The organism is Pseudomonas sp. NY15356, assembly GCF_048068175.1.
GTDB classification, from domain to species: domain Bacteria; phylum Pseudomonadota; class Gammaproteobacteria; order Pseudomonadales; family Pseudomonadaceae; genus Aquipseudomonas; species Aquipseudomonas putida_K.
Window position 1 is genome coordinate 88,578 of the sequence record NZ_JBLUPW010000012.1, and the last position, 22,721, is coordinate 111,298.

Annotated in this window: 21 protein-coding genes, 1 tRNA gene and 1 pseudogene; 12 read left to right on the plus strand and 11 right to left on the minus strand. The window is 64.8% G+C overall.

The window, feature by feature from the left end:
• Position 1 precedes the first annotated feature (1 nt).
• On the plus strand, positions 2-1,267 hold the full coding sequence (locus ACNFCI_RS12235) for a uracil-xanthine permease family protein (RefSeq protein ID WP_084858580.1): 1,266 nt from the start codon (positions 2-4) through the stop codon (positions 1,265-1,267).
• A gap of 98 nt (positions 1,268-1,365) precedes the next feature.
• On the opposite strand, the gene hemH is transcribed toward ACNFCI_RS12235, so the two are convergent.
• Together hemH and ACNFCI_RS12245 are read right to left on the minus strand one after the other, a co-directional pair.
• On the minus strand, positions 1,366-2,379 hold the full coding sequence (gene hemH / locus ACNFCI_RS12240; RefSeq protein WP_368829215.1) for a ferrochelatase: 1,014 nt from the start codon (positions 2,377-2,379) through the stop codon (positions 1,366-1,368).
• A 13-nt stretch (positions 2,380-2,392) separates the two neighbouring features.
• A complete protein-coding gene (locus tag ACNFCI_RS12245; protein ID WP_368829216.1) occupies positions 2,393-3,298 on the minus strand; it encodes a TIGR01777 family oxidoreductase in 906 nt (301 codons plus the stop codon).
• A 189-nt stretch (positions 3,299-3,487) separates the two neighbouring features.
• Between ACNFCI_RS12245 and ACNFCI_RS12250 the strand changes: the two genes are divergently transcribed.
• From ACNFCI_RS12250 to phrB, 3 genes and pseudogenes are all read left to right on the plus strand, one after another.
• Entirely contained in the window at positions 3,488-4,474 is a 987-nt protein-coding gene (locus tag ACNFCI_RS12250) for an NAD(P)/FAD-dependent oxidoreductase (RefSeq protein WP_324814017.1), read from the plus strand.
• A 209-nt stretch (positions 4,475-4,683) separates the two neighbouring features.
• Positions 4,684-5,133, plus strand: a pseudogene (locus tag ACNFCI_RS12255) (YbgA family protein); the annotation flags it as partial.
• 19 nt (positions 5,134-5,152) lie between these two features.
• Positions 5,153-6,568 (plus strand): deoxyribodipyrimidine photo-lyase, encoded by a 1,416-nt coding sequence (gene phrB / locus ACNFCI_RS12260; protein ID WP_368829217.1) that lies wholly within the window; start codon positions 5,153-5,155, stop codon positions 6,566-6,568.
• A 28-nt stretch (positions 6,569-6,596) separates the two neighbouring features.
• Here phrB and murI read toward each other — a convergent pair whose 3' ends face one another.
• The 5 genes from murI to hemA are packed head-to-tail and all read right to left on the minus strand — an operon-like array spanning position 6,597 to position 11,323.
• The gene (gene murI / locus ACNFCI_RS12265) at positions 6,597-7,394 is read right to left on the minus strand and encodes a glutamate racemase (RefSeq protein ID WP_368829218.1); all 798 of its coding nucleotides are present in this window, start codon (positions 7,392-7,394) and stop codon (positions 6,597-6,599) included.
• Complete coding sequence (locus tag ACNFCI_RS12270) at positions 7,387-8,142, minus strand: molybdopterin-synthase adenylyltransferase MoeB (protein ID WP_084858587.1); 756 nt, start codon at positions 8,140-8,142, stop codon at positions 7,387-7,389. The genes murI and ACNFCI_RS12270 overlap by 8 nt, the downstream gene beginning before the upstream one ends.
• The gene (gene prmC, locus ACNFCI_RS12275) at positions 8,136-8,966 is read right to left on the minus strand and encodes a peptide chain release factor N(5)-glutamine methyltransferase (RefSeq protein WP_084858588.1); all 831 of its coding nucleotides are present in this window, start codon (positions 8,964-8,966) and stop codon (positions 8,136-8,138) included. Before prmC ends, ACNFCI_RS12270 begins: the two co-directional genes overlap by 7 nt.
• On the minus strand, positions 8,967-10,049 hold the full coding sequence (prfA, locus tag ACNFCI_RS12280) for a peptide chain release factor 1 (RefSeq protein ID WP_084858589.1): 1,083 nt from the start codon (positions 10,047-10,049) through the stop codon (positions 8,967-8,969).
• On the minus strand, positions 10,046-11,323 hold the full coding sequence (gene hemA, locus ACNFCI_RS12285; protein ID WP_368829219.1) for a glutamyl-tRNA reductase: 1,278 nt from the start codon (positions 11,321-11,323) through the stop codon (positions 10,046-10,048). The genes prfA and hemA overlap by 4 nt, the downstream gene beginning before the upstream one ends.
• A 239-nt stretch (positions 11,324-11,562) precedes the next feature.
• On the opposite strand from hemA, the gene ACNFCI_RS12290 reads away from it, so the two are divergent.
• The 8 genes from ACNFCI_RS12290 to ychF all read left to right on the plus strand — a co-directional run bounded on the left by ACNFCI_RS12290 (position 11,563) and on the right by ychF (position 18,362).
• A complete protein-coding gene (locus ACNFCI_RS12290) occupies positions 11,563-13,290 on the plus strand; it encodes a tetratricopeptide repeat protein (protein WP_084858591.1) in 1,728 nt (575 codons plus the stop codon).
• A gap of 2 nt (positions 13,291-13,292) precedes the next feature.
• Positions 13,293-13,910 carry a lipoprotein insertase outer membrane protein LolB gene (gene lolB, locus ACNFCI_RS12295; protein WP_084858592.1) on the plus strand — a complete coding sequence of 206 codons (618 nt, stop codon included), beginning with the start codon at positions 13,293-13,295 and terminating at the stop codon, positions 13,908-13,910.
• 3 nt (positions 13,911-13,913) lie between these two features.
• Positions 13,914-14,774 carry a 4-(cytidine 5'-diphospho)-2-C-methyl-D-erythritol kinase gene (gene ispE, locus ACNFCI_RS12300; RefSeq protein ID WP_084858593.1) on the plus strand — a complete coding sequence of 287 codons (861 nt, stop codon included), beginning with the start codon at positions 13,914-13,916 and terminating at the stop codon, positions 14,772-14,774.
• 19 nt (positions 14,775-14,793) lie between these two features.
• Positions 14,794-14,868, plus strand: a tRNA-Gln gene (locus ACNFCI_RS12305).
• A gap of 47 nt (positions 14,869-14,915) precedes the next feature.
• A complete protein-coding gene (locus ACNFCI_RS12310; RefSeq protein WP_016391678.1) occupies positions 14,916-15,857 on the plus strand; it encodes a ribose-phosphate pyrophosphokinase in 942 nt (313 codons plus the stop codon).
• Positions 15,858-15,978: 121 nt separating this feature from the next.
• Positions 15,979-16,575 (plus strand): 50S ribosomal protein L25/general stress protein Ctc, encoded by a 597-nt coding sequence (locus ACNFCI_RS12315; protein WP_084858594.1) that lies wholly within the window; start codon positions 15,979-15,981, stop codon positions 16,573-16,575.
• 79 nt (positions 16,576-16,654) lie between these two features.
• Entirely contained in the window at positions 16,655-17,239 is a 585-nt protein-coding gene (pth, locus tag ACNFCI_RS12320) for an aminoacyl-tRNA hydrolase (RefSeq protein ID WP_084858595.1), read from the plus strand.
• Between the two features lie 22 nt (positions 17,240-17,261).
• Positions 17,262-18,362 (plus strand): redox-regulated ATPase YchF, encoded by a 1,101-nt coding sequence (gene ychF / locus ACNFCI_RS12325; protein ID WP_084858596.1) that lies wholly within the window; start codon positions 17,262-17,264, stop codon positions 18,360-18,362.
• 73 nt (positions 18,363-18,435) lie between these two features.
• Here the strand turns inward: ychF and ACNFCI_RS12330 are convergent, their stop codons facing one another.
• From ACNFCI_RS12330 to ACNFCI_RS12345, 4 genes are read right to left on the minus strand one after another with little or no spacing between them, the layout of a single operon-like run.
• Positions 18,436-19,344 carry a LysR substrate-binding domain-containing protein gene (locus ACNFCI_RS12330; RefSeq protein WP_084858634.1) on the minus strand — a complete coding sequence of 303 codons (909 nt, stop codon included), beginning with the start codon at positions 19,342-19,344 and terminating at the stop codon, positions 18,436-18,438.
• Between the two features lie 27 nt (positions 19,345-19,371).
• Positions 19,372-20,319: an HlyD family efflux transporter periplasmic adaptor subunit gene (locus ACNFCI_RS12335; protein ID WP_416768003.1), complete on the minus strand. Its 948-nt coding sequence runs from the start codon at positions 20,317-20,319 to the stop codon at positions 19,372-19,374.
• A 1-nt stretch (position 20,320) separates the two neighbouring features.
• On the minus strand, positions 20,321-20,527 hold the full coding sequence (locus tag ACNFCI_RS12340; RefSeq protein WP_084858597.1) for a DUF1656 domain-containing protein: 207 nt from the start codon (positions 20,525-20,527) through the stop codon (positions 20,321-20,323).
• Complete coding sequence (locus ACNFCI_RS12345) at positions 20,517-22,673, minus strand: FUSC family protein (protein ID WP_084858598.1); 2,157 nt, start codon at positions 22,671-22,673, stop codon at positions 20,517-20,519. Before ACNFCI_RS12345 ends, ACNFCI_RS12340 begins: the two co-directional genes overlap by 11 nt.
• Positions 22,674-22,721 lie beyond the last annotated feature (48 nt).

The following is a 22,721-nucleotide window of genomic DNA, read 5'->3' on the forward strand; positions in this document are numbered from 1 at the left end:
CATGCAGGACGGCTTCAACGACCCGCTTTGGCGCCAGGTCGTCTCGGGCGCGCAGATGCTCTTCGTGGCATTCGGCGCGCTGGTGCTGATGCCGCTGATCACCGGCCTGGACCCCAACGTGGCCCTGTTCACCGCGGGTATCGGCACCCTGCTGTTCCAACTGGTCACCGGACGCCAGGTCCCGGTCTTCCTGGCCTCGAGCTTTGCCTTCATCACCCCGATCATTCTCGCCAAAGGCCAGTTCGGCCTGGCCGAGACCATGGGCGGCGTGATGGCAGCCGGCTTCGTGTACACCTTCATGGGCCTGATGGTGAAGATCAAGGGCACCGGTTTCATCGACCGCATGTTGCCGCCGGTGGTGATCGGCCCGGTGATCATCTCCATCGGCCTCGCCATGGCGCCGATCGCCGCCAACATGGCCATGGGCAAGGGCGGCGACGGCAGCGTATTGATGCCGTACAAGACCGCGATGCTGATTTCCATGCCGGCGTTGCTGACCACGCTGATCGTGGCCGTGTTCGGCAAGGGCATCTTCCGCCTGGTGCCGATCATCGCCGGCGTGCTGGTGGGCTTTGGCCTGTCGTTCGCCTTCGGCGTGGTCGACACCGCCAAGATCGCGGCCGCGCCTTGGCTGGAGCTGCCCAGGTTCACGGCCCCGGCCTTCAACTGGCAGGCGATCCTGTTCATCGTTCCGGTGGCGCTGGCGCCGGCCATCGAGCATATCGGCGGGGTGATCGCCGTGGGCAGCGTGACCGGCCGCGACTACCTGAAGAAGCCCGGCCTGCACCGTACCCTGCTCGGTGACGGCCTGGCCACCACTGCAGCCGGCCTGTTCGGCGGCCCGCCCAACACCACCTATGCCGAAGTGACCGGCGCGGTGATGCTGACCAAGAACTACAACCCGAAGATCATGACCTGGGCGGCGATCTTCGCCATCACCCTGGCCTTCATCGGCAAGTTCGGCGCACTGCTGCAAAGCATCCCGGTGCCAGTGATGGGCGGCATTCTGTGCCTGTTGTTCGGCTCGATCGCCGCGGTGGGCATGAACACCATGATCCGCCACAAGATCGACCTGGCCGAAGCACGCAACCTGGTGATCGTCTCGGTGACCTTGGTGTTCGGTATCGGCGGTGTGCTGATCGGCAGCGGCGACGGCCCGGACGACTGGGGCCTGAAGGGCATCGCCCTGTGCGCCATCGTGGCCATCGCGCTGAACCTGATCCTGCCGGGCAATGACAGCTGGAAGCACAAGCAGCTGGATGACTGAAATCGCGGGGGCTGCTGCGCAGCCCTTTCGCGGCACAAGGCCGCTCCTACAGGGGACCGCGTGCTCCTGTAGGAGCGCCGCAAGGCGGCCCCGCTATATCAGGCCTTTTCGCACATCCCTGCCAACACCTTCACCCACTGCGGGTGGTCATTCAGGCAAGGCACAAGTACCAGCTCCTTGCCACCGGCCTCGATAAACTGCTCGCTGCCGCGCATGCCGATCTCTTCCAGCGTCTCGATGCAATCGGCAACGAATGCAGGGCACATCACCAGCAGCCTCCTCACCCCCGCCTTGCCCAGCTCGTCCAAGCGCGTCTCGGTGTAGGGCTCGATCCATTTGGCACGCCCCAAGCGCGACTGGAACGACACCGACCACTTGCCGTCCGGGATCCCCATTTTCTGCGCAAAGGCCCGCGCGGTGGCCAGGCATTGGCCGCGATAGCAGACCGCTCGCATCTCTGCACTGGCCTCCTTGCAGCAGTCGGCGGCCTGGAAGTCATGCTGGCCGGTCGGGTCGAGCTTCTTCAGGTGGCGTTCGGGCAGGCCATGGAAGCTCAGCAGCAGGTGGTCGTAGTCCTGCTCCAGGTACGGCCTGGCGCTGGCGGCCAGCGCCTCGATGTAGTCGGGGCGTTCATAGAACGGCTGCAGCACGCGCATCTGCAACGGTAATTGGCGCTCAGTGAGGGTCTGCTTCGCCAGCTCCACCACCGTGGTCACGGTGCTGTCGGCGAACTGTGGATAAAGCGGCGCCAGGGTGACCTTGCGCACGCCTTGGGCCGCCAGGCGCTCCAGCACCTCGGGCAAGGCTGGCTCGCCGTAGCGCATGGCGATGTCCACTGGGCCATGGGGCCAATGCTCGGCCATGGCCGCCTGCAGGCGGCGGGTCAGCACCACCAGGGGCGAGCCCTCGTCCCACCAGATCGAGGCGTAGGCGTGAGCCGACTGTTCCGGGCGCTTGATCAGGATCAGCGACACCAGCAGGCGCCGCACGGGCCAAGGCAGGTCGATCACGTAGGGGTCCATGAGGAACTGGTTGAGGTAACGGCGCACGTCGGCCACCGAGGTGGAGGCCGGCGAACCCAGGTTGACCAGCAGCAGAGCGTGATCGGTCATGCAGCGTCCTATGTCAGAGGCGGCTGGACAGGTTGTCCAGGGCCGATTGCAGATCGTTGAAGCGGAACGTGAAACCTGCCGCCAGCAGGCGAACCGGGCGAGCGCGCTGGCCACCGAGCAACAACGTCGACAGCTCGCCCAACCCAGCCTTGAGCAGCAACGCCGGCACCGGCAGCACAGCGGGCCGATGCAGCGTGCGACCCAGGCGCTTGGCGAATTCGCGGTTGCGCACCGGCTCCGGCGCGCAGGCATTATAAGGACCGCTGCAGTCCTTGTGCTGCAAGAGAAAATCAATCAAGGCGATCTGGTCTTCTATATGAACCCAGGGCATCCACTGTCGACCATCGCCCAAGGGCCCGCCGAGCCCCAGCTTGAAGGGCATGCGCAGACGCGACAAAAAGCCGCCATTGCTGGCCAGTACCAGGCCTGTGCGCACCAGCACCACGCGGATACCCAGCCGCTGCGCACGCTGGGCGGTTTCTTCCCAAGCGATACACAATTGGCTGGCGAAGTCCTCCTTCACTGGCGGCGACGCCTCGGTCAGTTCGCGTTCGCCACCGTCGCCATACCAGCCCACCGCCGAGCCCGAAACCAGCACCTCGGGGCGCTGCTCGCGGCTTTCCAGCCAAGCCAGCAACTGCTCGGTGAGGGTGATGCGACTGGCCCACAGCAACGTCCGCCGCGCAGCCGTCCACGGGCGATCGGCGATTGGCGCGCCCGCCAGGTTGATCACCGCATCCACTTTGTCGTCTGCGGTCAGTTCGTCCAGGCGCGCGATGCCGCGCACCCCCGTACCGCAGATACCTGGTACCTGTTGGGGGCGCCTGCTCCAGACCGTCAGGCGATGCCCCTGGTCGCGCCAGTACTGGCAGAGGTGACGGCCGATCAAACCTGTACCGCCGGTCAGCAATATATGCATGGCTGTGTCCTCGCAAGCTGCGCCCGTGGTCTATTTTTAAGAACACAGGCACTTTTTAGACCGGATGCTCTCGGATAAACATAGGCCAACCTGCCCTATCGAGCGGAATAACCTTATACAGAAATACTGCATTGTACAGGTTTGCCTGACCGCGTAGTCTGCTAACAGCAAGGTTTCGAAGAGGCCATCATGACAGTACCTATTGCCATCATCGGTGCCGGAATCGCCGGCCTGTCCGCCGCACAGGCCCTGCAAAAAGCCGGGCAAACCGTCCACCTGTTCGACAAAGGTCATGGCAGCGGCGGCCGCATGGCCAGCAAGCGCAGCGAGGCCGGTGCGCTGGACCTCGGTGCCCAGTATTTCACCGCTCGCGACCGGCGCTTCGTCGAGCAGGTGCAGCACTGGGTCACCGCAGGCTGGGCCGAACAATGGAAACCGCAGCTGTACAACTACCGCGACGGCGAGCTGACGCCCTCCCCCGATGAACAGATACGCTGGGTGGGCGTGCCGCGCATGAGCGCCATCACCCGTGGATTGCTCAAGGATGTGACGGTGAATTTTGGCTGCCGCATCGCCGAAGTGTTCCGCGGCAAGCAGTACTGGCACCTGCAGGACACCGAAGGCTGCAGCCACGGCCCGTTCAGCCGCGTAGTGATCGCCGTGCCCGCACCGCAGGCCACGCCCCTGCTGGCTGCAACGCCGAAACTCGCCGCCGTGGCCGCGGGCGTGCAGATGGAACCGACCTGGGCCGTTGCCCTGGCGTTCCAGTCCGCCCTCGATACCCCCATGCAAGGCTGCTTCGTGCAGGACAACCCCCTCGACTGGCTGGCTCGCAACCGCAGCAAGCCCGGGCGCGACGAGCACCTGGACACCTGGGTGCTGCACGCCACCTCCAGCTGGAGCAAACAGCACATCGACCTGCCCAAGGAAGACGTGATCGAACAGTTGTGGGGCGAGTTCGCCGAGCTGGTGGGCTGCGTGGTACCGGCGCCTACCTTTGCCCTGGCGCACCGCTGGCTCTATGCCCGCCCGGCCGGCAACCACGAATGGGGCGCCCTGGCCGATGCCGACCTGGGCCTGTATGCCTGTGGCGACTGGTGCTTGTCCGGCCGCGTCGAAGGCGCCTGGCTCAGTGGCCAGGAAGCTGCCAGGCGGCTGTTGGAACACCTGGAGTGAACCTGCCTCTGTAAAGGCTTGAGCCAAGCATCGCACCAGCGGTGCTAGAGCTCGAACGCCCTTCACGGTACGCCCTGTTTAAAAATCGCTTGCATAACCTCGGCGCTGTGTTGAAATCGACTTGTACAAAAATATATAGATGTACAAGTTTTATGGACGCAGCGATGAAGGATGCCGACAGCCTGACCACCACCCCCTTTCAAACCCAGGCGCGCGCGCAATGGCAGCACTTGCTTGCCGAAGGCCTGAGCCGTGGCGCGCTGGTGCGCTTCCATTCGCGCTACAAGTACTTGGTAATGGCCTGCAGCCCCCAGGCCTACCGGGAACTGGGGCGCCTGCTGGGCAGCATGTCCGGCGATGACGATCCGCAGCAGCTCGGCGCGAATTACTTCAACCTGTTGCTGCAGGCCCTGCAGCACACGCCCAGCCGGGGTACCCACACCAATGTATTGCAGCATCTGAGCGGTTATCTGCGCCCCGTGCTGGCGCAGCACGAGCGCAGACAGTTGCAGGAAACCATCAGCCACTACCAGCAAGGCATCGTACCGCTGACGGCTCCCCTGGCCCTGCTCAGGCACCACCTGCACGGGCACCCTGACCCCTACCTGCTGCAGCAGGTCTACCTGCAACCGGCCCTCCATTCACCCGATGCTGCATAACCGGACGAGGCGCTTCACCATGCAATTGATCTGGCTGCGTACCGACCTGCGCGTCGATGACAACCACGCCTTGAGCGCCGCCTGCGCGCGCGGGCCGACCCTCGCCCTGTGGCTGGCCAGCCCCGGCCAATGGCAGGCTCATGACGATGCCGCCTGCAAGGTTGATTTCTGGCTGCGTAACCTGCAGGCCCTGCGCCAGTCGCTGGAGCGCCTGGAGATACCGTTGCTGGTTCGCCAGGTCGACACCTGGCAGCAAGCGCCCCAGGCGGTGCTGGAGGTATGCCGGCAATACAGGGTGCAAGGCGTGCACTGGAACGAGGAATACGGCGTCAACGAACAGCAGCGCGACGCACGTACCCAGGCGTTGCTGCACGAGGCCGGCATCGCAGCCCAGGGCCACCTGGACCAACTGCTGCTGCGCCCGGGCTCGGTGCTTACCCGCAGCGGTCATTACTTCCAGGTGTTCGGCCAGTTTCGAAAGGCGTGCCTGGAACAGCTGCGCCTGAGCCTGCCGTCCCTGGCCCCGAGGGTGACGGGCCAGGCGCCGACGGGCATCGCCAGCGATCCGATTCCCCAAGCCTTCTCCGGCTTTGCCGCACCGTCGCGAAGCCTGCGCGAGCATTGGCCAGCGGGTGAAAACGAAGCGCAGCGCCGCCTCACCCGTTTCATCGATGAAATCGTCGAGGACTATCCTCGTCTGCGCGACCTGCCCGCCAGGACCGGTACCAGCCAGCTGTCGCCTTACCTGGCCGCCGGCGTGATCTCGCCACGCCAATGCCTGCATGCAGCCCTGCTCGGCAACCAAGGCGAGCTGGACAGCGGCAACGCCGGCGTACGAACCTGGATCAACGAACTGCTCTGGCGGGAGTTCTACAAGCACATCCTGGTGGGTTATCCACAGGTCGCCCGGCATCGGGCCTTCCGCGCCCATACTGAAGCCTTGCCCTGGCGCGACGCCCCCGAGGACCTGGAAGCCTGGAAGGCAGGGCGCACCGGCTTTCCGCTGATCGATGCGGCCATGCGCCAGCTGCGCCATACCGGCTGGATGCACAACCGCCTGCGCATGGTGGTCGCCATGTTCCTGAGCAAGAACCTGCTGATCGACTGGCGACTGGGCGAACGCCATTTCATGCGTCATCTGATCGACGGCGACCTGGCCGCCAACAATGGCGGCTGGCAGTGGAGCGCCTCCACCGGGACCGATGCGGTGCCGTATTTCCGGATCTTCAACCCGGTCAGCCAGTCGCGTCGCTTCGATCCACAGGGGCAGTTCATCCGCCATTGGCTGCCGGAGCTGCAGGGGCTCGATGACAAGACTGTTCATGAACCCGGGGGCAGCGGCGACTTGTTCGCGGCGCCCTACCCTCGGCCGATCGTCGATCTGGCCAGCAGCCGGGCGCGGGCCCTGGCGGCGTTTCAGGGCGTGTGCAGATGAAGGCGTCTGCCCTATTGGGAGCGGAAGGCTACAGCGGGAAAGGCTGAACCGGGTCGGCACGCCCCCAGAGCAGCGGCAGCACTGAGCCCAACGACTGCGGCTGCGCGCTGGTCCAGAATGCGGTACTGCGCGCCGGCCCCTCGGCCAGCAGGCCCCGCGCAGCCAGCAAGCGCTGCAACTGTCGCGCAACGGCGGCGCCGGTATCGATGATCGCCACGTCCGAGGGCACCATCTGCGCCAGCAGCGGGCGCAGGAAGGGATAATGGGTACAGCCGAGGATGACGGTATCGCACCCGGCCGCCAGCAAAGGCTGCACATAGCCCCAAAGCAGTTGGCGCAGCTCGGGGCTGTCGAGGTCCCCGGCCTCGATGCGTTCGACCAGCCCAGGGCACGGCTGGGTCACCACCTGCACGTCATTGGCGAAACGATCGAGCAATGCCGCGAACTTGGCACTCTGCAAGGTGCCGGTAGTGGCCAGGACACCGACCACGCCCGAACGGGTGGCCGACGCCGCCGGCTTGACCGCAGGCTCCATGCCCACCAGGGGCCAGTCCGGATACAGCTCACGCAGGTCAGCGACTGCCGCCACCGTAGCGGTGTTGCAGGCCAGCACCATGGCCTTGGCGCCCTGCTCGCGGAAGAACCCGGCGATGTGGCGCAGGCGTTGGCGGATGTAGTCCGGGGATTTCTCACCATAGGGCACATGGCCGCTGTCGGCGACATACAGCATCGACTCGCTGGGCAGCAGGCGCTGGATCTCGGCAAGCACCGACAGGCCGCCGACCCCCGAGTCCATCACGCCGACCGGCGCCGAACGCTCAGCCATGCCGGCTGCCACACACAGGGCACGCCGGGTCGCGCTTGACGCGCAGTTCGCGCATGCGCGTGCCGAGGGCATCGATCAGCAGCAGGCGGCCGATCAGCGGGTCACCGAAACCGGCCAGCAGCTTCATCGCCTCCAAGGCCTGTAGGCTGCCGACCAAGCCAACCAACGGCCCGAGCACGCCGGCCTCGCTGCAGGTCAGCTCGGCGTCGCTGCCATGGCCATAGAGGCAGTGGTAGCAAGGGCTGTAGTCCCGACGTGGGTCGAACACCGACAACTGCCCCTCCAGGCGAATCGCCGCACCACTGACCAACGGCTTTCCGGCCGCGACACACGCGGCGTTGACCGCCTCGCGGGTGGAGAAGTTGTCGGAGCAGTCCAGCACCACATCGACCGCCGCCACGGCCGCGGCGAGGGAGTCTTCGTCCAGCGCCTGGCGATGGGCGACCAGGCTGATCTCGGGGTTGATCGCCTGCAGGCGCTTGAGCGCCGAGTCGACCTTGCTCATGCCCACGCTGTCGCTGTCATGGATGACCTGGCGCTGCAGGTTGGTCAGGTCGACGGTATCGAAGTCGGCCAGGTGCAGTTCGCCCACCCCGGCAGCGGCAAGGTACAAGGCCACCGGCGAGCCGAGCCCACCCAGGCCGACCACCAGCGCCTTGCTGCGCTTGAGCCGCAACTGGCCGTCGATATCCACTTGGGCCAGCAGGATCTGCCTGCTGTAGCGCAACAGTTCCTGATCACTCAGCATGGCAGTCGCCCCATGGAAATACGTTCGTGGTCGGCCAGGTCGCGCTGGCTGGCCACCTCGACGAAGCCGTGGCTGGCCAGCAGTTCGCGCACCGCCACGGCCTGATCGTAGCCGTGTTCGAGCAGCAGCCAGCCACCGGGCAGCAGGTGCTCGGGCGCCTGGGCGATGATCACGCGCAGGTCGTCCAGGCCATCGGCTCCGGCCACCAATGCGCTGCTGGGCTCGAAACGCACATCGCCGGCCACCAGGTGCGGGTCACCTGCCGCGATATAGGGCGGGTTGCTGAGGATCAGGTCGAAGCGCTCGCCGGCCACGGCGCCGTACCAGTCGCTCAGGCGCACCTGGGCATTACCCAGGCCAAGGCGCTCACGGTTGCGCTCGGCCAGGGCCACGGCCTCCGGGACGCGGTCCAGTGCCGTCACCTGCCAGGCCGGGCATTCGCTTGCCAGGGCCAGGGCAATGGCGCCAGTGCCGGTCCCCAGGTCGAGCACGCGCGCAGGGCGGGGCGGCACCCGGGCCAGGGCGGCTTCCACCAGCAGCTCGGTTTCCGGGCGTGGAATCAACGTGTGCGGCGCCACTTCCAGGTCCAACTTCCAGAACCCTTGCTGGCCGAGGATATAGGCCACCGGCTCACCGGCACGGCGGCGGGCCAGGTAGCCGGCGAACGTCTCGGCTGCTTCGCTGCCGACGATACGCTCGGGCCAGGTATGCAGGTAGCTGCGCGACTTGCCCAGGGCTGCGGCGAGCAACAGCTCGGCATCCAGGCGCGCGGTCGGGGAATCCGGCAGCTGCGCGTTGCGCAGCAGGCTGGCGATGATGGTCATTCAATCCCCCAGGGCGGCCAGCTGGTCGGCCTGGTACTCGGCCAGCAGGGGCTCGATCACGGCATCGACACCGCCGGCCAGGATATCGTCGAGCGAATACAGGGTCAGGTTGATGCGGTGATCGGTCACCCGGCCCTGTGGATAATTGTAGGTGCGGATACGCTCGGAGCGGTCGCCCGAGCCCACCAGCAGCTTGCGCTCGCTGGCGATGGCGTTCTGTGCGGCGCTGGTCTGCATGTCGTTGAGCTTGGCCGACAACCACGACATGGCCCGGGCGCGGTTTTTATGTTGAGAGCGTTCCTCCTGGCACTCGACCACGATCCCGGTGGGCAAGTGGGTGATGCGGATCGCCGAATCGGTCTTGTTGACGTGCTGGCCACCGGCACCGGAGGCACGGTAGGTGTCGACCCGCAGGTCGGCCGGGTTGATCTCGATGGCGACCTGCTCATCCGGCTCGGGCAGCACGGCCACGGTGCAGGCGGAGGTGTGGATACGGCCTTGGGATTCGGTCTCTGGCACCCGCTGCACGCGGTGCGCACCAGACTCGAACTTGAGCTTGCCATACACGTTCTCGCCCTCGACCCGGGCGATGATTTCCTTGTAGCCGCCGTGCTCACCTTCGTTCTCGGAGAGAATTTCCAGGCGCCAGCCACGCTTCTCGGCATAGCGCGAATACATGCGGAACAGGTCGCCGGAGAAAATCGCCGCCTCGTCACCGCCGGTGCCGGCCCGGATTTCCAGGAACACGTTGCGACCGTCGTTGGGGTCCTTGGGCAGCAGCATGCGCTGCAGCTGCGACTCCAGGCCGACCAACTGTTCCTTGGCCTCGCGAACCTCCTCGACGGCCATCTCACGCAGGTCCGGGTCGCTGTCCTTGAGCAACGCCTGGGCGCCTTCCAGGTCGTCCTGGACCTTGCGCCACTCCTTATAGGCGTCGATCACCGGCTCGACTTCGGCGTACTCGCGCGAATAGGCGCGAAAACGCGTCTGGTCGGTGATGACTTCGGCATCGCCCAGCAGGGCGGTGAGTTCCTCGAAGCGGTCCTGGAGGGTATCCAGTTTATTGAGCAGCGACGCTTTCATTGCGGGGTCTTGTCCGTCGAGCCCTCGTTGAGGGCAAAGAGTTCCTGGGCCATGGCCAGCGCATCGAGGCGGCCTTCGGCGGAGAGCTTTTTCAGTTGCACGCTGGGTGCATGCAGGAGTTTGTTGGTCAGCCCCCGCGCCAGCTGGGCCAGCACGTCTTCGGGGTTGCCGCCATTGGCGAGCAGGCGCTGGGCCTTTTGCAATTCTTCATCGCGCAGGCGTTCGCTTTGCTGGCGGTAGGCCTTGAGCACATCCACCGCAGCCAGCTCGCGCAGGCGCACCATGAAGTCCTCGGCGCCCACAGACACCAGCTCCTCTGCTGCCTGGGCAGCGCCCTGGCGGCTCTTGAGGTTTTCCGCGACCACTTCATGCAAGTCGTCGACGGTATAGAGGTAGACGTCGTCCAGCTCGCCGACCTGCGGCTCGATATCCCGCGGTACGGCGATGTCGACCATGAAGATCGGCTTGTGCCGGCGCTGCTTCAGGGCGCTTTCCACTGCACCTTTGCCCAGAATCGGCAATTGGCTGGCCGTGGAACTGATGACGATATCGCTGTTGGCAAGCTCCTGGGGGATGTCGGACAGCAGCACCGCATGGGCACCGAACTGCTCGGCCAGGGTGCTGGCCCGTTCGAGGGTGCGATTGGCCACGACGATCCGGCGCACGCCCTGCTCGTGCAGGTGGCGGGCAACCAGGGTGATGGTCTCGCCGGCACCGATCAGCAGTGCCTGGCTGCGCCCCAGGTCACTGAAGATCTGCTTGGCCAGGCTGACAGCGGCGAAGGCCACCGAAACCGGGTTTTCGCCGATGGCGGTGTCGGTGCGCACTTGCTTGGCGGCGCTGAAGGTGGCCTGGAACAGGCGCCCGAGCAGCGGGCCGATGGTACCGGCTTCGCGGGCGACAGCGTAGGCGGACTTCATCTGGCCGAGGATCTGCGGCTCGCCGAGCACCAGGGAATCCAGGCCGGAGGCCACGCGCATCATGTGCTTGACGGCGTCGTGCTCCTCGTGGATGTAGGCGCTGGCGCGCAGCTCGTCGAGGCTCAGCTGGTGGTACTCGGCCAGCCATTGCAGCACCGCATCGGCGGCCAGGTGGTCCTGCTCTATATAGAGTTCACTGCGGTTGCAGGTCGACAGGATCGCGGCCTCGCGGCTGGCGGTCAGTCGGCAGAGCTGCTGCAGGGCATCGACCAGCTGCTCTGGCGTAAACGCCACGCGCTCGCGTACGTCTACCGAGGCAGTCTTATGGTTGATACCAAGTGCAAGAAAGGCCATGCAAGGTCGCTGGTTGTGACGAGAAGCCGATAATTGTCCTACTTCGCAGGTTCCAGAACAACCACCGTTCGCTATTGTCGCGATAGCAGGGGTGTATGCCTGGGGCTGCGTGCATGAGGACAGCTATCGTGGAACCCTCCTCCCCCCAAAAGGTCGCAGTTAACCAGACACCGCACTGGTGGGTTTGCCCTCGCGCTTGTGTCATCATGCTCCGACCGCCGGTATCCAAAGCCTCCTTTATGAACAAGTCCTACGCATTGCTGCTTGCCCTTGCCCTGCTCCAGGGTTGCCAAAGCCTGGCCCCGCAGAACAACGAGGCCGAGCCGCCCGTGGCCGAGGCCGGCAAGGGCGAACCACAAAAGCCCGTGGCGTATGGATCGTTCAAGCAGGAAACCCTGTACAGCCTGCTGGTGGCCGAACTTGCCGGCCAACGCAACCGCTTCGACATCGCCCTGGCCAACTATGTCGACCAGGCCGAGAAGACCCAGGACCCGGCGGTCTCCGAACGCGCCTACCGCATCGCCGAGTACCTGGGCGCCGACGAGCCGTCCCTGGACACCGCCCTGATCTGGGCCCGTAACGATAAACAGAACCTCGACGCGCAACGCGCCGCCGCCATCCAACTGGCCCGCGCCGGGCGCTACGACGAATCCATGACCTACATGGAGAAAGTCCTCCAGGGCAAAGGCGACACCCATTTCGACTTCCTTGCCCTGTCGGCCGCCGAAACCGACCAGAACACCCGCGATGGCTTGCTGCAAAGCTTCGACCGCCTGCTGGTCAAACACCCGGACAATGGCCAGCTGGTATTCGGCAAGGCCCTGCTGCTCAACCAGGACGGCAAGACCCAGCAAGCCCTCGACCTGCTCGAGGCGCACCCGCCACAAAATGGCGAAGTGGCCCCGGTGCTGCTGCGCGCACGCCTGCTGCAGGCGCTTGACCGCGGCCCGGAAGCCCTGCCGCTGCTGCGCGGGGCCATACGCGACAACCCCGACGACAAGCGCCTGCGCCTGACCTATGCCCGTACCCTGGTCGAACAGGATCGCATGGTCGATGCCAAGGCCGAGTTCGAAAGCCTGCTGCAGCAGTACCCCGAGGATGACGAGCTACGCTATTCGCTCGCCCTGGTGAGCATGGAGAACAAAAACTGGGACGAAGCCGAAGGCTACCTGCAGGAGCTGGTCGAGCGCGACAGCAATGTCGACGCCGCACACCTGAACCTGGGCCGCATCCGCGAAGAGCGCGGCGACCCCGAGGCGGCACTGCGTGAGTACGCCCTGGTCGGGCCGGGCCCCGACTACCTGCCGGCACAGCTGCGCCAGGCCGACATCCTCATCGCCAACGGCCGTGCCACCGAGGCCTCGCGCCTGCTCGCCGAGGCTCGCGAAGCCCAGCCCGACTACGCCATCCAGCTGTACCTGATCGAAGCCGAGAGCTACGGCAACAACAGCAAGGACGCCCAGGCCGAGCAAGTCCTGGCCCAGGCCATCAAGCGCTACCCGGACGACCTGAACCTGCTCTACACCCGCGCCATGCTGGCCGAAAAACGCGACGACCTGCCGCAGATGGAAAAGGATCTGCGCGCCATCATCGCGCGCGAGCCGGAGAACGCCATGGCCCTGAATGCCCTCGGCTATACCCTGGCCGACCGTACCAGCCGCTACACCGAAGCCAAGGCGCTGATCGAAAAAGCCCACCAGCTCACCCCGGACGACCCGGCAGTGCTCGACAGCCTGGGCTGGGTGAACTACCGCCTGGGCAACCTCGACGAGGCCGAACGCCTGCTGCGCCAGGCCCTGGAACGCTTCCCCGACCATGAAGTGGCCGCCCACCTGGGCGAAGTCCTCTGGGCCAACGGCAAGCGCCGTGAAGCCCGACAGGTCTGGGCCAAAGCCTTCGAAGGCCAGCCCGACAGCCCCATCCTGCGCAAAACCCTCCTGCGCCTGACCGGATCAGAGACCCTGTAGACATGTTCCTGCGTCATTGCATCACCTTCACCCTGATCGCCCTGCTCGCCGGCTGCGCCGGCTTCACAAGCCGCGAAGCCCTGCAAGGCCAAGGCGACCCTCAGCAGTGGCGTGCCCACAAAGCGCAGTTGAGCACCCTCGACGGCTGGCAGATCAACGGCAAGGTCGGTATCCGCGCACCGCGTGACTCCGGCAGCGGCACCCTGTTCTGGCTGCAACGCCAGGACTACTACGACATTCGCCTGGCCGGCCCCCTGGGCCGTGGCGCCGCCCGCCTGACCGGGCGCCCCGGCGGCGTGGTGCTGGAAGTGGCCAACCAGGGCCGCTACGAAGCGCCAAGCCCCGAAGCCCTGCTCGAAGAGCAACTGGGCTGGCAGCTACCGGTCTCGCACCTGGTATGGTGGGTCCGCGGCCTGCCCGCGCCGGACAGCAAGAGCCAATTGACCCTAGACAGCGACAGCCGCCTGGCCAGCCTGAGCCAGGACGGCTGGCAGGTGCAGTACCTGAGCTACACCCAGCAGAACGGCTATTGGCTGCCCGAGCGCCTGAAGCTGCATGGCCAGGACCTGGACGTCACCCTGGTGGTCAAGGACTGGCAACCCCGCCAGCTGGGGCATTGATCCATGGCCACGCTCACCCTGCCCGCCCCGGCCAAGCTCAACCTGTGGCTGCACATCACCGGCCGACGCCCGGACGGCTACCACGAGCTGGAAACCGTGTTCCAGTTCCTCGACCACGGCGATGAGCTCAGCTTCGCCCTGCGTGATGATGGCCAGATCCACCTGCACACCGAGATCGAAGCAGTCCCCCATGACAGCAACCTGATCGTGCGCGCAGCCCGCATGCTCAAGGCACAATCCGGCACCTCGCTGGGCGCCGACATCTGGCTCGACAAGGTCCTGCCCATGGGCGGCGGCATCGGTGGCGGCAGCTCCGATGCCGCCACCACCCTGCTGGCGCTGGCGCACCTGTGGCAGCTGGACTGGGACGAAGACCGCCTGGCCGCCCTGGGCCTTGCCCTCGGCGCCGATGTGCCGGTGTTCGTGCGTGGCCATGCCGCCTTCGCCCAAGGCGTGGGCGAGCAACTGACCCCGGTCGACCCCGAAGAGCCCTGGTACGTCGTGCTGGTGCCGCAAGTGTCTGTCAGCACAGCGGAAATTTTTTCGCATCCAGAGTTGACACGTGATTCCCTCCCCCTTAAGATGCGCCCCGTTCCCGAGGGAAACAGTCGAAATGACTGCCAACCGGTAGTTGAGCAACGTTATCCAGAAGTTCGCAACGCATTGAATTCACTGGGTAAATATACGGAAGCTCGAATGACCGGCACTGGAAGTTGCGTGTTTGGGGCCTTCCCAAGCAAAGCCGAAGCTGATAAAGTTCTGGCCCTTCTTTCAGAGACCCAAACAGGGTTTGTGGCAAAGGGAAGCAATGTTTCGATGTTGCATCGCAAGCTGCAAAGTCTGATCAAGAAGTCGAGTGCCTAGCGCTCGCAGCAACAGATACAGGGGCGTCGCCAAGCGGTAAGGCAGCAGGTTTTGATCCTGCCATGCGTTGGTTCGAATCCAGCCGCCCCTGCCATTTTCCTTATACTCATCCAGGTTACCCTCAGCCTTCAGGTACTGCGCGTGTCCAAGATGATGGTCTTCACGGGGAATGCCAACCCCGATCTGGCTCGGCGTGTCGTACGTCAGCTGCATATTCCACTGGGTGATGTTTCTGTCGGTAAATTCTCCGACGGCGAAATCAGTGCTGAGATCAATGAAAATGTTCGTGGTAAGGACGTCTTCATCATCCAGCCAACCTGTGCTCCTACCAATGACAATCTGATGGAACTGGTGGTGATGGCCGACGCCTTCCGCCGCTCCTCAGCGTCTCGAATCACCGCCGTGATTCCCTACTTCGGATACGCCCGCCAGGACCGCCGTCCGCGTTCGGCACGTGTAGCCATCAGCGCCAAAGTCGTCGCTGACATGCTCACTGTCGTGGGTATCGACCGTGTACTCACCGTCGACCTGCACGCTGACCAGATCCAGGGCTTCTTCGATATCCCCGTCGACAACATCTACGGCTCGCCCGTACTGGTCGACGACATCGAAGACCAGCGTTTCGAGAACCTGATGATCGTCTCCCCGGACATCGGTGGCGTGGTACGTGCGCGTGCCGTGGCCAAGTCCCTGGGCGTCGACCTCGGGATCATCGACAAACGCCGCGAAAAGGCCAACCACTCCGAGGTCATGCACATCATCGGCGACGTCGAGGGGCGCACCTGCATCCTGGTAGACGATATGGTCGATACCGCCGGCACCCTGTGCCACGCGGCCAAGGCCCTGAAAGAACATGGCGCTGCCAAGGTTTACGCCTACTGCACGCACCCTGTCCTGTCGGGCCGTGCGATCGAGAACATCGAGAAGTCGGTACTGGACGAGCTGGTGGTGACCAACACCGTCCCGCTGTCCGCCGCTGCTCAAGCCTGTGACCGTATCCGCCAGCTGGATATCGCACCGGTTGTCGCTGAGGCGGTCCGCCGCATCAGCAACGAAGAATCGATCAGCGCGATGTTCCGCTAAGCGGAACACTCGCTGACGAGAAGCGCCCCGCCCCGACACTGGTTGTCGGGGCGGGGCTTTTTTGCCATCCCCGTTGGCGCTGGTCGCAAACGCCCTCGGGAGGCTATTTTGGAGAAACAAAATGACTAACTTCACCCTGAACGCCCAAGCGCGTACTGACCTGGGGAAAGGTGCGAGCCGCCGCCTGCGTCATTCCGCCAGCATCCCTGCCGTTGTCTACGGCGGTGATAAAGAAGCCCAGTCCCTGACCATCGTGGCCAAGGAAATCGCCAAGCTGTTCGAAAACGAAGCTGCCTTCAGCCACGTTCTGGAACTGAATGTCGACGGCGCCAAGCAGAACGTCGTGGTCAAGGCCCTGCAGCGTCACCCGGCCAAAGGCTTCATCATGCACGCCGACTTCGTTCGCGTCGTTGCAGGCCAGAAGCTGACCGCCAAGGTACCGGTTCACTTCATCAACGAAGAAGCCCCGGTCAAGAAAGGCGGCGAGATCTCCCACGTCGAGTCCGAGATCGAAGTGTCCTGCGAAGCCAAGGACCTGCCTGAGTTCATCGAGGTCGACCTGGCCAACGCTGAAATCGGCACCATCATCCACCTGTCGGACCTGAAAGCTCCGAAAGGCGTAGAGTTCGTCGCTCTGGCCCACGGTGATGACAAAGCTGTTGCCAACGTCCACGCTCCGCGCGTTGCCGCTGAAGCTGCTGAAGGCGCTGCCGAGTAATCCACTCGCGCGCCGGCGTTGATCGGGTTACAGTGCCGCGCGCACCGTAACCCACCAACTCCAAGGAAGAGCCCCTGACGTGACCGCCATCCAGTTGATCGTCGGCCTGGGTAACCCCGGCCCCGAATACGAACAGACCCGGCATAACGCAGGGGCTCTTTTCGTTGAACGCCTTGCCAGTGCCCAGCGCGTTTCGCTGTCCGCTGACAAAAAGTATTTCGGCCTGACGGCTAAGTTCAGCCATCAGGGCAACGATGTTCGCCTGCTGATTCCCACCACCTACATGAACCGCAGCGGTCAGTCCGTGGCGGCTCTGGCCAATTTCTTCCGCATCAAGCCGGAAGCGATCCTGGTGGCGCATGACGAACTCGACCTGCCTCCTGGCATTGCCAAGCTCAAGAAGGGCGGCGGCCATGGTGGGCACAACGGCCTGCGCGACATCATCGCGCAGCTCGGCAACCAGAACGACTTCCACCGCCTGCGGCTTGGCATCGGCCACCCGGGCGACGCCAAACTGGTCTCCAACTTCGTCCTGGGCCGCGCACCGCGCGCCGAGCAGGAGAAGCTCGACGCCAGCATCGATTTTGCCCTCGGCGTGATGCCGGACGTCCTCGCCGGCGACTTCGCCAAGGCGATGCGCGAACTGCACAGCCAGAAGGCCTGATTTCCTAGAGAGGGGAATACCCATGGGTTTCAATTGCGGCATCGTCGGCCTGCCCAACGTCGGCAAGTCCACCCTGTTCAACGCCCTGACCAAGTCCGGCATCGCGGCAGAGAACTTCCCCTTCTGCACCATCGAGCCGAACAGCGGCATCGTACCGATGCCCGACGCACGCCTGGACGCCCTGGCTGCCATCGTCAAGCCTGAGCGCGTGCTGCCTACCACCATGGAATTCGTCGACATCGCCGGCCTGGTCGCCGGCGCGTCGAAAGGTGAAGGCCTGGGCAACAAGTTCCTCGCCAACATCCGCGAGACCGACGCCATCGCCCACGTGGTGCGCTGCTTCGAAGACGAGAACGTGATCCACGTCTCCAACAGCGTCGACCCCAAGCGTGACATCGAGATCATCGACCTGGAACTGATCTTCGCCGACCTCGACAGCTGCGAGAAGCAACTGCAGAAGGTCGCACGTAACGCCAAGGGCGGCGACAAGGACGCCCTGGCACAAAAGGCCCTGCTGGAGCAACTCATCGCCCACTTCACCGACGGCAAGCCGGCGCGCAGCCTGATGAAGAACATGAGCGTCGAAGAGAAGGCCGTCATCCGCGGCTTCCACCTGCTGACCAGCAAGCCTGTGATGTACATCGCCAACGTTGCCGAAGACGGCTTCGAGAACAACCCGCACCTGGACGTGGTCAAGGCCATCGCCGAGGAAGAAGGCGCGGTCGTGGTGCCGGTGTGCAACAAGATCGAAGCCGAGATCGCCGAACTGGAAGAAGGTGAAGAGAAGGACATGTTCCTCGAGGCCCTGGGCCTGGAAGAGCCTGGCCTGAACCGCGTGATCCGCGCTGGCTACAGCCTGCTCAACCTGCAGACCTACTTCACCGCCGGTGTGAAGGAAGTCCGCGCCTGGACCGTACGCGTCGGCGCCACCGCCCCGCAAGCCGCTGCCGTTATCCACACCGACTTCGAGAAAGGCTTCATCCGCGCCGAAGTGGTGGCCTACGACGACTTCATCCAGTTCAAGGGTGAAAGCGGCGCCAAGGAAGCCGGTAAATGGCGCCTGGAAGGCAAGGACTACATCGTCAAGGATGGCGATGTGATGCACTTCCGCTTCAACGTGTGATCACCACACGGTAGAAAAAACCCCTTGAGGACAGGCGCTTCAAGGGGTTTTTCGTTTATGGCTGGGTGGTTCGTCACAGCCTCATCGCCTCCTGCTCGAACGCCTCGACCAGAAAGTCGATCAGCTTGCGCACAGCGGGCATCAGGCCCCGACGAGAAGGAAACAGTGCGACGATTTCCCCGAGCCTCGGCGTCCAGCCTTCCAACGCGTGCACCAAGCGGCCAGCAGCCAGGTCGGCGCGCACCAGCTCCTCCGGCAACAACGCCACGCCCACACCGCCCAACGCGCCCTGGTGCAAGACGGCCAGGTCATCCGACACCAGGCGAGGGCGGAAGCGAATGGAGGCCACGCTGCCGTCCGGCCCATCCAGGTCCCAGGTGTATTCCTGCACGTTGGCACCCCAGCCAAGGCTAGGCAGGCCGAACAGGTCCGAGGGTAGCAAGGGCTGGTCCAGGCCGGCCAGCAGCCTTGGCGCTACTACCAGGCACTGCCGGCTCAAGGCCAGCCTGCGCATGATCAGCTCACTGCTCTCCAGGGGACGATGGCGCACGCTCAGGACCAGGTCGAAGCCTTCGCCAATCACGTCCACCCGCCGGTTGTAGCTCTTGACCAGCAGCTCCACCACCGGGCACTCGACCATGAACCGTGCCAGCATCGGCGCCAGGCGCGAGTCCAGCAGCGCGGTGCTGCAGGCCAGGCGAACGATGCCGCTGGGCACGGCGCGGCTGCGCTCGATGGCATCCTCGGCGGCAAATGCCCTGTCCATCATCGACACGCAGTGGTGGTAGTACTCCAGGCCCACTTCGGTGACAGCGAACTGCCGGGTCGAACGCTGGATCAGGCGCACGCCCAGGCGCTCCTCGAGCTTGGCCACGCGCCGGCTCAGGCGTGACTTGGGCAGGCCCAGCACCCTGCCCGCCGGGGCGAAACCACCATGCTCGACGACCTTGCTGTAGAGGTACAGGTCATTGAGGTCAAACATCATGCTCATCGACGACCCACCCAAACACTATTCAAGGATGGTGACCGTCGCGGTAGTGCCCGCGCGCAGTGGCGGCGCATCAGCGTCACGCTCCAGACGTAACCGCACCGGGATGCGCTGGGCCAGCTTGACCCAGGTGTAGCTCGGGTTGACGTTGGCCAGCAGGCGGTTGCCCGGCTGGTTCTCCCGGTCGGTGATCGCGTAGGCGATGCTTTCCACCGTGCCTTGCAGCCGCTCGCCGCTCATCAGTTCGATGCGTGCCCGGCTGCCGACCTTGATCTTCGGCAGCTTGGTTTCCTCGAAGTAACCGCTGACATGGAACGACTCGCTGTCCACCAGGGCCAGCAGCGGCGCGCCGGACTGGGCGAAGTCGCCCTGGCGGGTCAGCAGGTTGGTCACATAGCCATTGACCGGGGCACTCACGCGGGTACGCTCAAGGTCCAGGCGCGCCTGCTTGAGGGTGGCTTCGGCGAGTTGCACATTGGCCTGCGCCAGGCCCAAGTTGGATTGCTCGCGCAGCAGGTCGGCCTGGGCCACGGCGACCTCGGTGCCGGACTTCTCCCATTCCTCGGCAGAAATCGCCGACATCGATTGCAGTTTGCGGCGCCGTTGTTCCTCGCTGCGCCGCTGCTTGAGCAGCGCTTCGCTGGCGACGATGGCAGCCTGCGACTGGCCCAGGGTGGCACGGGCCACCTCGACTGCGCGCTCGGCGTGCAGCACAGCAAGTTCGTAGCGGGCCGGATCGATCTGCAGCAACAGGTCGCCACGGTGGACGAACTGGTTGTCCTGCACGGGCAGTTCGATGATGCGCCCGGCGACTTCCGCCGACAGCGTCACCACGTCCGCCCGCACCCGCGCATCACGCGTCCATGGGGCACGGGTGTAGTAGTCCCAGGCAAGCCAGACCAGGCCGGCGGCAATCGCCAACACCACCAAGGTCAAGGCCTTGGCCACAACAGGTTTCAACGCAGGCATTTCAGACGCTCGCTCCCATCGTCAACACGAGGGCCGCGCAGATCGCGGCATACAGGGCTCCCTGGAACAGCGCCGGGTGCCAGACCCGCGCCAGCACGCCAAGCCGCCGCAGCACGGCATCGGCGACCAGGAACAACACCAGGCCCAGCAGCAGGGCCTGGGCAATGGGCGGCAGGTAGACACCGCCAAATTCGAAATCAATGGGCATGGGCGCCCTCCTTTTCAGGCAACGGCGCAGGCCCTGCCAGGACTGACCGATAGCGCTGCAGCAACTGGCCGGCAACCGAGAGTGCCACGCGCAGGATGAACAACCGCCGCAGCGCTTCCCGATCAGCGTCCAGGTGCGCCTCGTGCAACGCATCCAGGGCCAGGCCTACCTGTTCGGCCTCCCGTAACAGCCCGTCGATGTCTACCTGGCGTTGCCCGCCGATGACCTCGGCCATCTCTTGCAACACCAGGCCTAAACGAGCCTTCGTGCCCTCCGGCAGCGCTACGCTGGTCACGCACTGGGTACGCGCCTGGACCAGGGCAATGGCCAGTGCCGGGCAGACCAGGCTGCAGTCGAACAGCTCCCGCGAGCGCGGGTCGGTGGCGGCAGGCAGCAAGCCGATCATTGCTGACAGACGGTCGAGCGTACGGCTTTCGAAGTCGAACTGGTGGGTCAGCCCGTTGCCCTCGGTCACCTGCCGGTACACATCGTCACGGGTCAGGCGGAACAGCCGGGCCATGCGTTTTGCTGCATTGAATGGAAAGACCAGGGCGAACACCACCATCGCCAGCACCCCGGCGACCACGTAGCCGCCAGCGAACTCGAACCATTGGATGGCGCTGTTGTGGTAGGTGCCGACGTTCTGCGGCCCGATCATCAACAGGCTGATCAGGCCGATGCCCATGCCGATGCCGGCGGTCATCGGGTTGGCCAGGCCAACAGCCGCCAGGTAGAGCAACGGCGCCAGGCACAGGGCGAGCATTTCGAAATCGGTGAAGATCGGCAGCAGTGCGAACTGGTAGAGGGCCGACAGCACCAACGCCACCAGCAGGCCACGGTTGTAGTTCTGGCTCGCCAGCAAGGGCCGCGGCAGGGTCGCCATCAGGGAACACATCACACCGATCAGGATCACCCCGGAGCGTGCGCCGTCCCAGGCGGTCTCGACCCACAACCAGCCGGCGAGGAACAAGGCCAGGAATGCCCGCACGGCGTTCATGCCGGCCAGGCGAAAATCCAGGTGCAGCGCACTGACCCGCCCTTGGTCATGGGGGCAACTGGCCGCCCTCCCCTGCTGGATCGCCTCGTTGAGTTCGATCAGTTCATCGAGCTGCTGCAACAGGCGCGCCTGCTCCCAGCGCAAAGCCCAGGCCAGCGAACGCATGCGCGGCGGCAGCGGCTCGTTGAGAAACTCGGCGCGGTCGGCAGCCTGGTCGAAGCCCTGGTGCAAGCTACGGATCGCCTTGCGCCCGCTCGCCGACAAGGCCACGCCATCGCGGGCCAATGCGTCCAGGCTGTCCAGTTCGGCCAGGCGCAGCAGCTGGATGTCGGCCGGCAACGGCCCTTGCCAGTGCTGCTTGATCAGTTCGCGTTGCTGACGCAACACCAGCAGACGCGACACCAGCAGCACCAGCTGGTTGGCCAGCAACTGCACCAGCCCATCAGCGCTGCGCAGGTGCGGCGCATCGAAATACAGGTGGCGGCGCAGGCCTTCCAGCGCGCTGATCTCGGCGATCAGTTGCGCCTGGCGTTGACGGAAAGCCGCTTCGTCTTCTTCGGTACGGACCACCTCGGCGGCGTGGCGGGCGATCAGCTTGACCAAGCTGTCGACCTTGTTGAAATACCCCTGCGCCACCGCCTGGGGGCGAGCGGTCAACAGGCTGACCACGGCCACACAGACCACAGCCAGCAAGGTTTCGGTCAAGCGGGTGATGGCCAACAGGAAAATGCCGTCCGGCTCCGGGACCGCCAGCATCGCCACCACCACGGCAGTGAAGCCGCTCAGGACGAAAGCATGGGAATCGGTGTAGCGCAACAAGGTGCCCCCGGCCGTGCAGAACGCCAGCCAGAGGGACAGGCAGACGATGAAGGGCATCGGTGCCTGGGGGAACAACGCCATGATCGCTACCGCCACGGCGGCACCCGCCGCAGTGCCGAGCACCTGGGCGAAGCTGCGCTTGAGGGTCATGCCGGCCAGCGGCAGGCTGATGATGATCACGGTCATCAGCGCCCACTTCGGTTGTTCCAGATCGAAGATGAAGGCCAAATATAGGCACAGGAGGCCCGCGACGAGGGTGCGCAGTGCGAATAACAGCACCCCGCGCCCAGGGTTCAAAGCCAGCTTGAAATAGGAAATCAGTGGACCCATCCGGTACCTCGAAACACGGACGGAGAGCCATGCGCCACGGCATGGCTC

Bases quoted from the DNA above. Each gene is read 5' to 3' on its own strand.
- ACNFCI_RS12250 (WP_324814017.1), top strand. From the start codon at position 3,488: ATGACAGTACCTATTGCCATCATCGGTGCCGGAATCGCCGGCCTGTCC.
- hemH (WP_368829215.1), bottom strand. From the start codon at position 2,379: ATGACCGATCACGCTCTGCTGCTGGTCAACCTGGGTTCGCCGGCCTCC.
- ACNFCI_RS12235 (WP_084858580.1), top strand. From the start codon at position 2: ATGCAGGACGGCTTCAACGACCCGCTTTGGCGCCAGGTCGTCTCGGGC.
- ACNFCI_RS12245 (WP_368829216.1), bottom strand. From the start codon at position 3,298: ATGCATATATTGCTGACCGGCGGTACAGGTTTGATCGGCCGTCACCTC.
- ACNFCI_RS12345 (WP_084858598.1), bottom strand. From the start codon at position 22,673: ATGGGTCCACTGATTTCCTATTTCAAGCTGGCTTTGAACCCTGGGCGC.
- ACNFCI_RS12270 (WP_084858587.1), bottom strand. From the start codon at position 8,142: ATGCTGAGTGATCAGGAACTGTTGCGCTACAGCAGGCAGATCCTGCTG.
- prfA (WP_084858589.1), bottom strand. From the start codon at position 10,049: ATGAAAGCGTCGCTGCTCAATAAACTGGATACCCTCCAGGACCGCTTC.
- ACNFCI_RS12340 (WP_084858597.1), bottom strand. From the start codon at position 20,527: ATGCCCATTGATTTCGAATTTGGCGGTGTCTACCTGCCGCCCATTGCC.
- ACNFCI_RS12330 (WP_084858634.1), bottom strand. From the start codon at position 19,344: ATGTTTGACCTCAATGACCTGTACCTCTACAGCAAGGTCGTCGAGCAT.
- lolB (WP_084858592.1), top strand. From the start codon at position 13,293: ATGTTCCTGCGTCATTGCATCACCTTCACCCTGATCGCCCTGCTCGCC.
- ACNFCI_RS12290 (WP_084858591.1), top strand. From the start codon at position 11,563: ATGAACAAGTCCTACGCATTGCTGCTTGCCCTTGCCCTGCTCCAGGGT.
- ACNFCI_RS12315 (WP_084858594.1), top strand. From the start codon at position 15,979: ATGACTAACTTCACCCTGAACGCCCAAGCGCGTACTGACCTGGGGAAA.
- prmC (WP_084858588.1), bottom strand. From the start codon at position 8,966: ATGACCATCATCGCCAGCCTGCTGCGCAACGCGCAGCTGCCGGATTCC.
- phrB (WP_368829217.1), top strand. From the start codon at position 5,153: ATGCAATTGATCTGGCTGCGTACCGACCTGCGCGTCGATGACAACCAC.
- hemA (WP_368829219.1), bottom strand. From the start codon at position 11,323: ATGGCCTTTCTTGCACTTGGTATCAACCATAAGACTGCCTCGGTAGAC.
- ychF (WP_084858596.1), top strand. From the start codon at position 17,262: ATGGGTTTCAATTGCGGCATCGTCGGCCTGCCCAACGTCGGCAAGTCC.
- ispE (WP_084858593.1), top strand. From the start codon at position 13,914: ATGGCCACGCTCACCCTGCCCGCCCCGGCCAAGCTCAACCTGTGGCTG.
- murI (WP_368829218.1), bottom strand. From the start codon at position 7,394: ATGGCTGAGCGTTCGGCGCCGGTCGGCGTGATGGACTCGGGGGTCGGC.
- ACNFCI_RS12335 (WP_416768003.1), bottom strand. From the start codon at position 20,319: ATGCCTGCGTTGAAACCTGTTGTGGCCAAGGCCTTGACCTTGGTGGTG.